The organism is Streptomyces sp. NBC_01089 (genome assembly GCF_045162975.1).
Taxonomy (GTDB): domain Bacteria; phylum Actinomycetota; class Actinomycetes; order Streptomycetales; family Streptomycetaceae; genus Streptomyces.
Genome location: NZ_CP108660.1, coordinates 3432361 through 3445126, shown reverse-complemented (window position 1 = coordinate 3445126; position 12766 = coordinate 3432361). Strand labels below are relative to the sequence as shown.

Below are 12766 nucleotides of genomic sequence, written 5' to 3'. Positions count from 1 at the left end.
CACCATCTGCCCCGGCCCAGCAGCGTATGCCCGCGCCACGGCCGCGCCGGGCAGCGAAACGACGGGACCACCGCGCCGCCCACGACGAAGGGCCGCCACCCCCGAGCGGGGGAGTGGCGGCCCTTCGGCCGGAGCTTCACGCACGGCCGGGGACGGCCGTGCGCGGTGGTTCAGAAGGTGCGGCTGCTCAGAGGACGCGGACCGCGCCGGTCGGCTGGTCGTAGTCCAGCGGGCGCTCGACCACACCGGTGCTCGGGTTCTGCGCGCCGACGAACTGGCCGCCGCCGACGTAGATGGCCACGTGGTACGCGCTGCCCGCGCTGCCCCAGTAGAGGATGTCGCCGGGCTGCAGGTTGCTCAGCGAGACCTGGGTGCCCGCGGTCGACTGGCCCTGGGAGACGCGGGGGAGGTCGACACCCACGTTCTTGTACGCGGCCTGGACCAGACCCGAGCAGTCCCAGGAGCTGGAGCCGGTGCCGCCCATGACGTACGCGTCGCCGATGTGGGACTTCACGAAGCTCACGATGGACGCGACGGAGCCCGAGCCCACCGAGGAGCTGGAGGACGTGCTCGCGGCGGTGGTGACGGCGTGCAGGGCCGTACGGGAGGACGAACGCGAGGCGCGCGCGGCTTCGGCGGCGTCAGCCTTCGCCTTGGCCTCGGCCTTGGCCTTCGCTTCGGCCTTCTTCTTGGCCTCCGCCTTGTGCACGGCCTCCGCGTGGGCCTTCTTGGCCGCCTTGGCGGCGTCCTGGGCCGCGGTGTCCTGCTGGGCCTGCTGCTGCAGGTCGGCGGCGACCTGCTCCGTGACGTCGGCGACCTGGGCCGCGCTGAGGGTGGGCATCTGGATGGTGCTCTCGTTCACCGGCTCGGCCGCGTTCGCCGAACCAGCTGCACCCGCCACTGCGATGGTGCTGAGAACGCCACCGGCAACTCCGGCGCGGAGCGCGGTCTTGGCTGCGCTGCTGCGGCGGGGCTTCCGGTGGCTGGGTATGTGAGCGGTGTGGGACATGAGCACTACCGCTATCAGTCATTCCGGGGTGGCTTCAACAAACGTGTGTTGCGCCACAGTTACGACTGGAACAGTTCATTCCGGTTGCCTGCGGCCTTTATTGACGCCGAAACGGGCAATACGGGCACCCGCGATCAAGGGCGTGATCATGGGCTTTCTGCAATACGCCCGAATTGCCCGACGCCTACCATCCGTTCACGAGGTTGGCCAAGCCCTGTTTCTCCGGTACCCGACCCGGGTGAGGCAGGTCACATGGGCGCCGCGAACCGGAGGGCGCCGGTGCTGCGTCCGCGACCGCGGTGATGAGTCCCCCTCCTCCCCGGAGCTCCGGGGCGACTTCCGGCGGAACTTCCGGAGGGATTCCGGACGGCTCCCGGGGAAGCTCGTGAACGCGTGCACGCGCCTCCCGCGGCCGCCGGGGCCGCTCCCCGGAGAGCCGGAAGGGCGATATCACCCATCCGTGTCCATCGCCAATTTGCATGTAGAGGCCACCACTTGATAGTGGCGCACCCTCTCGACCAGCGGTAACTCAGTGAGATGTCACGTCTCGTGACCACTCGGGCGCTTCACGTATGAAGATCACCGGTCATCCGACTTGATGATCCTTCGTCAGGTGGTGGAGATCACAAAGGCGTTGTCGTACCCCGTGTCGCAGATCACAGACCGGCGGGCATAGGATGCGGGGCAGTCGGGCTTGTGACCTGCTTCACATATTCGCGATCTTCGTCAGGACGGCGGGGGAGCGAGGCGGACGAGCCGGCCCGATGCGGTCCAACGGTCAAGGACGACTGGAAGGAGCGAGGAGCGTGAATGCCTACGCGCCCATCCTCGTGCTCGGCGCCCTCGGGGCAGGGTTTGCGATCTTCTCCGTGGTCATGGCCACGTTTACCGGTCCCAAGCGCTACAACCGGGCGAAGCTCGAGGCGTACGAGTGCGGTATCGAACCGACACCCACGCCGGCCGGAGGCGGCCGTTTCCCCATCAAGTACTACCTGACGGCGATGCTCTTCATCGTCTTCGACATCGAGATCGTCTTCCTCTACCCCTGGGCGGTCACCTTCGACTCCCTGGGGCTTTTCGGGCTCGTCGAGATGCTGCTCTTCGTGCTCACCGTCTTCGTCGCCTACGCGTATGTGTGGCGGCGTGGCGGTCTGGAATGGGACTGAGGGGCTGAGGAGCACACCATGGGACTCGAAGAGAAGCTGCCGAGCGGATTTCTGCTGACCACCGTCGAACAGGCCGCCGGCTGGGTGCGGAAGTCCTCCGTCTTCCCGGCCACCTTCGGCCTCGCCTGTTGCGCCATCGAAATGATGACGACGGGTGCGGGCCGCTACGACCTCGCGCGGTTCGGCATGGAGGTCTTCCGCGGTTCGCCGCGGCAGGCGGACCTGATGATCGTGGCAGGGCGGGTGAGCCAGAAGATGGCGCCCGTCCTGCGGCAGGTCTACGACCAGATGCCCAACCCCAAGTGGGTTATTTCCATGGGGGTTTGTGCGTCTTCAGGCGGTATGTTCAATAATTACGCAATTGTTCAGGGTGTAGATCATATCGTCCCGGTTGATATCTATTTGCCCGGTTGCCCACCGCGTCCCGAGATGCTGATGGACGCCATCCTCAAGCTTCACCAGAAGATCCAGGGCACCAAGCTCGGGGTCAACCAGGAGGAAGCGGCCCGCGAGGCGGAGGAGGCGGCCCTCAAGGCGCTCCCGACGATCGAGATGAAGGGGCTGCTGCGGTGAGCGGCGACGAAGAGCAGCGCGAGCAGAACGGCGCGGCGCCCGCCCCGCGCGACGAGACCGGTGAGGTCATCGGCGTACGCAAGGGGATGTTCGGCGCCCGCAACGGCGGCGACACCAGCGGATACGGCGGTCTCGTACGGACGGTGGCCCTGCCCGGCGCCACCAACCGCCCCTACGGCGGCTGGTTCGACGAGGTCGCCGACGAACTGGAGGGCGCCCTGGAGGAACTGGGGCTCGTCCCGGAGAACGCCATCGAGAAGACGGTCGTCGACCGGGACGAACTCACCTTCCACATCGACCGCGAGCACCTGGTGACCGTGGCGCGGACGCTGCGCGACGACCCGGCCCTGCGCTTCGAGCTGTGCACCGGCGTCAGCGCCGTGCACTTCCCCGGCGACAAGGGCCGCGAACTGCACGCGGTCTACCACCTGCGCTCGGTCACCCACGGCCGGCTGATCCGCCTGGAGGTCAGCGCGCCGGACGCGGACCCGCACATCCCGTCGCTGGTCACCGTCTACCCGACGAACGACTGGCACGAGCGCGAGGTCTACGACTTCTTCGGCCTGGAATTCGACGGCCACCCCGCCCTCACCCGGATCATGATGCCGGACGACTGGCAGGGCTTCCCGCAGCGCAAGGACTACCCCCTGGGCGGGATCGCCATCGAGTACAAGGGCGCCCAGATTCCTGCTCCGGACCAGCGGAGGTCGTACACCTGATGACCACTTCCAGCGAAGCTCCCCGCGCCTCGGCCGCATCGGCCCGCGAGACGACCGAGGGGACTGTATATACAGTCACCGGCGGCGACTGGGACGAGGTCGTCCAGTCCGCGGCCAAGACCGACGACGAGCGCATCGTCGTCAACATGGGGCCGCAGCACCCGTCCACCCACGGTGTGCTCCGGCTCATCCTGGAGATCGACGGCGAGACCGTCACCGAGGCCCGCTGCGGCATCGGCTATCTGCACACCGGTATCGAGAAGAACCTCGAATACCGGACCTGGACGCAGGGCACCACCTTCGTCACGCGCATGGACTATCTGACGCCGTTCTTCAACGAGACGGCATACTGCCTCGGCGTCGAGAAGCTGCTCGGCATCGAGGAGCAGATCCCCGACCGCGCCTCGGTCATCCGGGTCCTGCTGATGGAACTCAACCGGCTCTCCTCGCACCTGGTGGCCATCGCCACCGGCGGCATGGAGCTGGGCGCGACGACGATCATGATCTACGGCTTCCGGGACCGTGAACTCGTCCTCGACATCTTCGAGCTGATCACCGGACTGCGGATGAACCACGCGTTCGTCCGGCCCGGCGGACTGGCCCAGGACCTGCCGCCCGGCACCGTGGACCAACTGCGCGAGTTCCTCAAGACGATGCGCAAGAACCTGCCGGAGTACGACAAGCTCGCCACCGGCAACCCGATCTTCAAGGCGCGTATGCAGGACGTCGGCTATCTCGACCTGGCCGGCTGCATGGCGCTCGGCGCGACCGGGCCGATCGTGCGCGCCGCCGGCCTCCCGCACGACCTGCGCAAGTCCGACCCGTACTGCGGCTACGAGAACTACGAGTTCGACGTGCCGACCGCGGACACCTGCGACTCGTACGGCCGCTTCCTGGTCCGCCTCGAAGAGATGCGCCAGTCGCTGCGGATCGTCGAGCAGTGCCTGGACCGGCTGGAGCCGGGCCCGGTCATGGTCGCCGACAAGAAGATCGCCTGGCCCGCGCAGCTCGCGCTCGGCCCGGACGGACTCGGCAACTCGCTCGACCACATCAAGAACATCATGGGCACCTCCATGGAGGCCCTGATCCACCACTTCAAGCTGGTGACCGAGGGCTTCCGGGTCCCGGCCGGACAGGCGTACACCGCTGTCGAGTCGCCCAAGGGCGAACTGGGCGTCCACATGGTCTCGGACGGCGGCACCCGCCCCTACCGGGTCCACTTCCGCGACCCGTCCTTCACCAATCTCCAGGCGATGGCGGCGATGTGCGAGGGCGGCCAGGTTGCCGACGTCATCGTGGCCGTCGCGTCCATCGACCCCGTGATGGGAGGCGTCGACCGATGACGGAAGCGCATTCGGCGGCTCCGGCGGCATCGGCCGCCCCGACGAGCCTGGGCATGCCCCAGCTCCCCGCCCCCGATTACCCGGCCGACGTACGCGCCAGGCTCGACGCGGACGCCAAGGAGATCATCGCCCGCTACCCGGGCAGCAGGTCGGCGCTGCTGCCGCTGCTGCACCTGGTGCAGGCGGAGGAGGGGTACGTCACCCGTACCGGCGTCCGGTTCTGCGCCGAGGCGCTGGACCTCACCACCGCCGAGGTCACCGCGGTCTCCACCTTCTACTCGATGTACCGGCGCAAGCCGAGCGGCGACTACCAGGTGGGCGTCTGCACCAACACGCTCTGCGCGGTGATGGGCGGCGACGCCATCTACTCGGCGCTGCGTGAGCACCTCGACGTCGGCGACGGCGAGACCACCGAGGACGGCAAGGTCACGCTGGAGCACATCGAGTGCAACGCGGCCTGCGACTTCGCACCGGTCCTGATGGTCAACTGGGAGTTCTTCGACAACCAGACCGTCGAGTCCGCGAAGCGCCTCGTCGACGACCTCCGCGACGGACAGCAGGTCACCCCGACCCGGGGCGCGCCGCTCTGCACCTACCAGGAGACCTCCCGGATCCTGGCCGGCTTCCCCGACGCGCGGGACGGCGCGGTCGAGTCGACGGGCGGCGCCGGACACGCGTCGCTGGTGGGCCTGCGGCTCGCCAAGGGCGAGGCACCGCAGCCGCGCGTGGTCTCCCCGCGCGGCGGCTCCCCGAAGGCCCCGGCCCAGCCCGGCTCCGAGCACCTCAGCTCGCACGACGCACCACAGAAGACCTCGGCGTCCGACCCGGAGCACCCGGCAGGCCCCGTGACCGAGGAGGGGGAGTGATGAGCGTGGCAACCGAGCTCAACGGCAGCGGAAACGGCGAGGGCGAGGGCGAGACCAGCCCCGAGAAGCTGCTCACCCCGGTCCTCTCGGCCTTCTGGGACCAGCCGGAATCCTGGACCCTGGAGACGTACAAACGGCACGACGGGTACGAGGGGCTGAAGAAGGCCCTCGCCATGGCGCCCGACGACCTCATCGCCTACGTCAAGGACTCGGGCCTGCGCGGCCGCGGCGGCGCGGGCTTCCCCACCGGGATGAAGTGGCAGTTCATCCCGCAGGGCGACGGCAAGCCGCACTACCTGGTCGTCAACGCCGACGAGTCGGAGCCCGGGACCTGCAAGGACATCCCGCTCCTCTTCGCCAACCCGCACTCCCTCATCGAGGGCATCGTGATCGCCTGCTACGCGATCAGGTCGTCGCACGCCTTCATCTATCTGCGCGGCGAAGTCGTCCCCGTACTGCGGCGGCTGCACGAAGCCGTCCGTGAGGCGTACGAGGCGGGCTACCTCGGCAAGGACATCCTCGGCAGCGGAATCGACCTCGACGTCACCGTGCACGCGGGGGCGGGCGCGTACATCTGTGGTGAGGAGACCGCGCTCCTCGACTCCCTGGAGGGCCGCCGCGGCCAGCCCAGGCTCCGGCCTCCTTTCCCCGCTGTCGCCGGGCTCTACGCATGTCCCACTGTGGTGAACAACGTCGAGTCCATCGCGTCGGTTCCCGCGATCCTGAACCGGGGCAAGGACTGGTTCAAGTCGATGGGCACCGAGAAGTCCGCCGGGTTCACGCTGTATTCGCTCAGCGGGCACGTCACCAGCCCCGGACAGTACGAGGCCCCGCTCGGCATCACCCTGCGCCAGCTGCTCGACATGAGCGGCGGGATCAGGCACGGCCACCGGCTCAAGTTCTGGACACCGGGCGGCTCCTCGACCCCGATGTTCACCGACGAGCACCTCGACGTCCCGCTGGACTACGAGGGGGTGGGCGCGGCCGGATCGATGCTCGGCACCAAGGCGCTCCAGTGCTTCGACGAGACGACCTGCGTGGTGCGGGCCGTCACCCGGTGGACCGAGTTCTACGCGCACGAGTCCTGCGGCAAGTGCACGCCCTGCCGTGAAGGGACCTACTGGCTCGTCCAGTTGCTCCGCGACATCGAGGCCGGGAAGGGCGAGATGGCCGACCTCGACAAGATCAACGACATCGCCGACAACGTCAACGGCAAGTCGTTCTGCGCGCTCGGCGACGGCGCCGCTTCGCCGATCTTCTCCTCGCTCAAGTACTTCCGCGAGGAGTACGAGCAGCACATCACCGGCAAGGGCTGCCCGCTCGACCCGGAACTGTCGACCGTCTGGGCCGACGAGCCCCGCCACACCTCGGAGGTGAACGCATGACAGTGACCACGAACAGCGCTCCCTCCGGGGGCGGTGAGGCGGCGGTACCGCCCGAGGATCTGGTGTCGCTGACCATCGACGGCATCGCGATCTCCGTCCCCAAGGGGACCCTGGTCATCCGCGCCGCCGAACAGCTCGGCATCGAGATCCCGCGCTTCTGCGACCACCCGCTCCTCGACCCCGCGGGCGCCTGCCGCCAGTGCATCGTCGAGGTCGAGGGCCAGCGCAAGCCGATGGCCTCCTGCACCATCACCTGCACCGACGGCATGGTCGTCAAGTCGCACCTCACCTCACCGGTCGCCGAGAAGGCCCAGCACGGTGTGATGGAGCTGCTGCTCATCAACCACCCGCTGGACTGCCCGGTCTGCGACAAGGGCGGCGAGTGCCCCCTGCAGAACCAGGCGATGTCGCACGGCAACGCGGACTCCCGGTTCGACGGCAAGAAGCGGACCTTCGAGAAGCCCGTACCGATCTCCACCCAGGTGCTCCTCGACCGTGAGCGGTGCGTGCTCTGCGCCCGCTGCACCCGCTTCTCCAACCAGATCGCCGGCGACCCGATGATCGACCTGATCGAGCGCGGCGCGCTCCAGCAGGTCGGCATCGGTGAGGGCGACCCGTTCGAGTCGTACTTCTCCGGCAACACCATCCAGATCTGCCCGGTCGGCGCACTGACGTCGGCGGCCTACCGGTTCCGCTCCCGCCCCTTCGACCTGGTGTCGTCGCCCTCGGTGTGCGAACACTGCGCGGGCGGCTGCGCGACCCGCACCGACCACCGGCGCGGCAAGGTCATGCGGCGGCTCGCCGCCAATGACCCCGAGGTCAACGAGGAGTGGCTCTGCGACAAGGGCCGCTTCGGCTTCCGCTACGCCCAGCGCCCCGACCGGCTCACCACCCCGCTGGTACGGAACGAGGACGGTGTCCTGGAACCGGCGAGCTGGCCCGAGGCGCTGGAGCGCGCCGCGAACGGCCTGGCGGCGGCGCGCGGCCGGGCCGGTGTGCTGACCGGTGGCCGCCTCACCGTCGAGGACGCGTACGCCTACGCCAAGTTCGCCCGCGTCGCCCTCGACACCAACGACGTCGACTTCCGCGCCCGGGTGCACTCCGCCGAGGAGGCCGACTTCCTGGCCGCCCGGGTCGCCGGCCGCGGCCGGGACCTGGGGGGCACCTCCCTGTCCGAGCGAAGCCGAGAACTTGGGGGAGGAAGCGGTGTCACCAACACCTCGCTGGAGAAGGCCCCCGCGGTCCTGCTCGCCGGATTCGAGTCCGAGGAGGAGGCGCCCGGCGTCTTCCTGCGGCTGCGCAAGGCACACCGCAAGCATGGGCAGCGCACCTTCTCCCTCGCCACCCACGCCACCCGCGGACTCGCGAAAGCGGGCGGCACACTGCTGCCCGCCGCACCCGGCACCGAGACCGAGTGGCTGGACGCCATCGCGGGCGGGGTCGGCCTGGACGCCGACGGGCAGCGGGCCGCCGAAGCGCTCCGCGAGCAAGGCGCGGTGATCGTCGTCGGCGAACGGCTCGCCGCCGTACCGGGCGCGCTCACCGCCGCCGTCCGCACCGCCACCGCCACCGGCGCCGCCCTGGTCTGGGTGCCCCGCAGGGCCGGGGAGCGCGGCGCCGTCGAAGCGGGCGCGCTCGCCGCGCTGCTGCCCGGCGGCCGCCCCGCCACCGATCCGCGGGCCCGCGACGAGGTGGCGGCGGTCTGGGGCGTACGCGAACTCCCGCACCACTTCGGCCGGGACACCGGGCAGATCATCGAAGCGGCCGCCACCGGCGAACTGGGCGCGCTGCTCGTCGCGGGTGTCGAGACCGCTGACCTCCCCGACCCGGCACGCGCCGAAGAGGCCCTCGACAAGGTCGGGTTCCTGGTCTCGCTGGAACTGCGCCCCAGCGCGGTCACCGACCGGGCCGACGTGGTCCTCCCGGTCGCGGCGGCCGCCGAGAAGGCGGGCACCTTCCTCAACTGGGAGGGCAGGGCGCGGCTCTTCGAGGCGTCGCTCAAGCCCGAGCAGATGACCCGCACCCTGGCCCCGGCCGACTCACGGGTGCTGCACATGCTGGCCGACGCTCTTGACGTCCATTTCGCGCTGCCGGACATCAAGTCCGTACGCGACGAGATGGACCGGCTCGGCGCCTGGACCGGACAGCACGCGGGCGACCCGGCCGGCACGGCCGGCGCGCTGCCCCGCCCGTCCGACGGCGAGGCCGTACTCGCCGGGCACCGGCTGCTGCTCGACCAGGGGCTGCTCCAGCAGGGCGACGACGCGCTGGCCGGCACCCGGCACGCGGCGGTCGCCCGGCTGTCGGCCACGACCGCCGGTGAGACCGGCGTCAAGGACGGCGACCTCCTCGCCGTCACCGGGCCCGCGGGCGACGTACAACTGCCGCTCCAGGTCACCGAGATGCCCGACCGGGTGGTCTGGCTGCCGCTGAACTCGACGGGCGGCGGCGTCCTGCGCGACACCGGCGCCCGCCCCGGCGAACTGGTGCGGATCTCCGCCGCACCGCCCGCACCCGCCGCACCCGCGGCCACGACGGAGGTGGAGGCGTGACGAACTACTACCTCGCGGCGACCGAGGACCTGTCGATGTTCGGCCGGGACCCCTGGTGGCTCGTTGTCATCAAGGCCGTGTTCTGCTTCGCCTTCCTGATGATCACTGTGCTCTTCTCCATCGTGTGGGAGCGCAAGGTCGTCGCCTGGATGCAGCTGCGCATCGGCCCCAACCGGCACGGCCCCTGGGGCATGCTCCAGTCGCTCGCCGACGGCATCAAACTGATGCTCAAGGAAGACCTGATCGTCAAACGGGCCGACAAGTTCGTCTACGTCCTCGCGCCGGTCGTCGCCGCCGTACCCGCCTTCATGGCGATCGCGGTGATCCCCTTCGGCCCCGCGGACAACGAGGTGTCGATCTTCGGCCACCGTACGACGATGCAGCTCACCGACCTGCCGATCGCGATGCTCTACATCCTCGCGGTCGCCTCGGTCGGCATCTACGGCATCGTGCTGGCCGGCTGGTCGTCCGGGTCGACGTACCCGCTGCTCGGCGGGCTCCGCTCCTGCGCGCAGATGATCAGCTACGAGATCGCGATGGGCGCCGCGTTCGCCTCGGTCTTCCTCTACTCGGGGTCGATGTCGACGTCGGCGATCGTGGACGCTCAGAAGGACCGCTGGTTCATCGTGCTGCTGCCGGTCTCCTTCATCATCTACATCGTCACGATGATCGGTGAGACCAACCGCGCCCCGTTCGACATGCCGGAGTCCGAGGGCGACCTGGTCGGCGGCTTCAACACCGAGTACTCGTCCATCAAGTTCGCGATGTTCATGCTGGCCGAGTACGTCAACATGGTCACCGTCTCGGCGGTCTCCGCGACGCTCTTCCTGGGCGGCTGGCGGGCCCCGTGGCCGATCTCCACCTTCTGGGAGGGCGCGAACCAGGGCTGGTGGCCGATGCTCTGGTTCGTCATCAAGGTCCAGCTGCTCCTCTTCTTCTTCATCTGGCTCCGCGGCACGCTGCCACGCGTGCGCTACGACCAGCTGATGAAGCTCGGCTGGAAGGTCCTCATCCCGGTCTCCGTCGTCTGGCTGATGCTGGTCGCGACCGTACGGGCCCTGCGCAACGACAACTACGACTACTCCCGGATCGTGCTCTACGGAGCCGGGGCCGTCGTGGCGATCCTGCTGCTCTCCTTCGTCTACGACATCTTCCGCGACAAGCAGGAGAAGCAGGAGCGGGCCGCCGAGGAAGCCGCGGGCCCGGGCCCGGCCTTCGACCCGATGGCGGGCGGCTATCCGGTGCCGCCCCTGCCCGGACAGACCCTTCCACCCGTACCCAGGCGGCCTTCGCGCTCGGGGCGGGAGCTGATTGTCAGTGGTGGCGTGGACACTGTGAGTGACGGAAAGGAGGCCGGCGATGCCTGACCGCTCTACTGAGGGTTCCGGGGACGACACCCCGAAGGACAAGACTCCTTGGCAGAACCCGGTGGCCGGCTTCGGCGTGACCTTCAAGGCCATGTTCAAGAAGCGGCTGACCGAGCAGTACCCGGAGCAGGAGAAGACGACGGCGCCGCGCTTCCACGGGCGGCACCAGCTCAACCGGCATCCGGACGGGCTGGAGAAGTGCATCGGGTGCGAGCTGTGCGCCTGGGCCTGTCCGGCCGACGCGATCTATGTGGAGGGCGCGGACAACACCGAGGAGGAGCGCTACTCCCCGGGCGAGCGGTACGGCCGCGTCTACCAGATCAACTACGCCCGCTGCATCCTGTGCGGACTCTGCATCGAGGCGTGCCCCACCAGGGCGCTGACGATGACCAACGAGTTCGAGCTCGCCGACAGCAGCCGCGCCAACCTGATCTACACCAAGGAGCAGCTGCTCGCCGGTCTGGACGAGGGCATGGTCGAATCGCCGCACTCGATCTTCCCCGGCACCGACGAACAGGACTACTACCGCGGCCTGGTGACCGAGGCCGCCCCCGGCACGGTCCGCCAGGTCGCCGTGTCCAAGGGCGAGACGGCGGCCGCCGCCGACGACCCCGCCCCGAACGAGGGGGCCCAGGCGTGAACTACCTGACCTCCACCGGTGAGGCCGTCCAGTTCTGGGTGCTGGGTACGGTCGCGGTGATCGGCGCCCTCTCGACCGTACTGATGCGACGTGCCGTGCACAGTGCGCTGAGCCTCGCCGGGACCATGATCGTCCTCGCGGTCTTCTACCTCGCCAACGGCGCGTATTTCCTCGGCATCGTCCAGATCGTCGTCTACACCGGCGCGATCATGATGCTCTTCCTCTTCGTGGTCATGCTGGTCGGCGTCACCGCGGCCGACTCGCTCAAGGAGACCATCAAGGGGCAGCGCTGGCTGGCCGTGCTCTGCGGGCTCGGCTTCGGCGTCCTGCTGATCGCGGGCATCGCCAACGCCTCGCTCAAGAGCTTCACTGGCCTGGGCAAGGCGAACGCCAACGGCAATGTGCAGGGCCTCGCCGCCCTCATCTTCACCAAGTACGTCTTCGCCTTCGAGATCACCGGCGCGCTGCTCATCACCGCGGCCGTCGGCGCGATGGTGCTCACCCACCGGGAGCGCACCGAACAGGCGAAAACCCAGCGCCAGTTGTCCGAGGACCGGGTGCGCAGCAAGCAGCTGCCGCCGCTGCCCGCCCCCGGTGTCTACGCCCGGCACAACGCGGTGGACGTCGCGGGCCTGCTCCCGGACGGGACCCCGTCCGAGCTCACCGTCATGCAGACCCTGCGCCAGCGCGGCCAGATCCGCGATGTGTCGAGCGAGGCCATGGCGGACCTCAGGGCGCTGGAGCAGCGCTCCGAGGAGCGGCTCGGCCGGATGTCGGGCCACGGCCACGACGCCGGGATCGCCGACGACCGCGACCAGCGCGATCGCGAAGAGGAGGAGGCGAAGTGAATCCGGTCAACTATCTGTATCTCGCCTCGCTGTTGTTCACCATCGGCGCGGCCGGGGTGCTGATCAGGCGCAACGCCATCGTGGTCTTCATGTGCGTGGAGCTGATGCTCAACGCCTGCAACCTCGCGTTCGTCGCCTTCTCCCGTATGCACGGAAACCTGGACGGCCAGATCATCGCCTTCTTCACGATGGTCGTTGCCGCCGCGGAGGTCGTGGTCGGGCTCGCGATCATCGTGTCGCTCTTCCGTTCCCGCCACTCGGCCTCGGTCGACGACGCCAGCCTGATGAAGCTGTAAGG

Annotated in this window: 12 protein-coding genes; 11 read left to right on the top strand and 1 reads right to left on the bottom strand. The window is 69.0% G+C overall.

Translation table 11 applies throughout. From position 1 onward, the window contains the following. Nucleotides 1-187: 187 nt before the first annotated feature. A complete protein-coding gene (locus OG510_RS15185; RefSeq protein ID WP_406137342.1) occupies nucleotides 188-1009 on the bottom strand; it encodes a C40 family peptidase in 822 nt (273 codons plus the stop codon). A gap of 806 nt (nucleotides 1010-1815) precedes the next feature. Between OG510_RS15185 and OG510_RS15180 the strand changes: the two genes are divergently transcribed. From OG510_RS15180 to nuoK, 11 genes are read left to right on the top strand one after another with little or no spacing between them, the layout of a single operon-like run. Continuing rightward, nucleotides 1816-2175 (top strand): NADH-quinone oxidoreductase subunit A, encoded by a 360-nt coding sequence (locus OG510_RS15180; RefSeq protein WP_164266437.1) that lies wholly within the window; start codon nucleotides 1816-1818, stop codon nucleotides 2173-2175. A gap of 18 nt (nucleotides 2176-2193) precedes the next feature. Then, complete coding sequence (locus OG510_RS15175; protein ID WP_164266438.1) at nucleotides 2194-2748, top strand: NADH-quinone oxidoreductase subunit B family protein; 555 nt, start codon at nucleotides 2194-2196, stop codon at nucleotides 2746-2748. Continuing rightward, nucleotides 2745-3467 (top strand): NADH-quinone oxidoreductase subunit C, encoded by a 723-nt coding sequence (locus OG510_RS15170; RefSeq protein ID WP_406137340.1) that lies wholly within the window; start codon nucleotides 2745-2747, stop codon nucleotides 3465-3467. Before OG510_RS15175 ends, OG510_RS15170 begins: the two co-directional genes overlap by 4 nt. Continuing rightward, complete coding sequence (locus OG510_RS15165; protein WP_406137338.1) at nucleotides 3467-4810, top strand: NADH-quinone oxidoreductase subunit D; 1344 nt, start codon at nucleotides 3467-3469, stop codon at nucleotides 4808-4810. The genes OG510_RS15170 and OG510_RS15165 overlap by 1 nt, the downstream gene beginning before the upstream one ends. Before the next feature lie 53 nt (nucleotides 4811-4863). Continuing rightward, the gene (nuoE, locus tag OG510_RS15160; RefSeq protein ID WP_406142404.1) at nucleotides 4864-5676 is read left to right on the top strand and encodes an NADH-quinone oxidoreductase subunit NuoE; all 813 of its coding nucleotides are present in this window, start codon (nucleotides 4864-4866) and stop codon (nucleotides 5674-5676) included. Further along, nucleotides 5676-7061, top strand: coding sequence for an NADH-quinone oxidoreductase subunit NuoF (nuoF, locus tag OG510_RS15155; RefSeq protein ID WP_406137336.1), 1386 nt, complete (start codon nucleotides 5676-5678; stop codon nucleotides 7059-7061). The genes nuoE and nuoF overlap by 1 nt, the downstream gene beginning before the upstream one ends. Continuing rightward, complete coding sequence (locus OG510_RS15150; protein WP_406137335.1) at nucleotides 7058-9613, top strand: NADH-quinone oxidoreductase subunit G; 2556 nt, start codon at nucleotides 7058-7060, stop codon at nucleotides 9611-9613. Before nuoF ends, OG510_RS15150 begins: the two co-directional genes overlap by 4 nt. Nucleotides 9614-9648: 35 nt before the next feature. Then, the gene (gene nuoH / locus OG510_RS15145) at nucleotides 9649-10980 is read left to right on the top strand and encodes an NADH-quinone oxidoreductase subunit NuoH (RefSeq protein WP_406142403.1); all 1332 of its coding nucleotides are present in this window, start codon (nucleotides 9649-9651) and stop codon (nucleotides 10978-10980) included. Next, nucleotides 10973-11620, top strand: coding sequence for an NADH-quinone oxidoreductase subunit NuoI (gene nuoI / locus OG510_RS15140; RefSeq protein WP_406137333.1), 648 nt, complete (start codon nucleotides 10973-10975; stop codon nucleotides 11618-11620). The genes nuoH and nuoI overlap by 8 nt, the downstream gene beginning before the upstream one ends. Beyond that, nucleotides 11617-12468: an NADH-quinone oxidoreductase subunit J gene (locus OG510_RS15135; protein WP_406137331.1), complete on the top strand. Its 852-nt coding sequence runs from the start codon at nucleotides 11617-11619 to the stop codon at nucleotides 12466-12468. Before nuoI ends, OG510_RS15135 begins: the two co-directional genes overlap by 4 nt. Further along, nucleotides 12465-12764 carry an NADH-quinone oxidoreductase subunit NuoK gene (gene nuoK / locus OG510_RS15130; protein ID WP_129773108.1) on the top strand — a complete coding sequence of 100 codons (300 nt, stop codon included), beginning with the start codon at nucleotides 12465-12467 and terminating at the stop codon, nucleotides 12762-12764. The genes OG510_RS15135 and nuoK overlap by 4 nt, the downstream gene beginning before the upstream one ends. The last annotated feature ends 2 nt before the right edge of the window (nucleotides 12765-12766 follow it).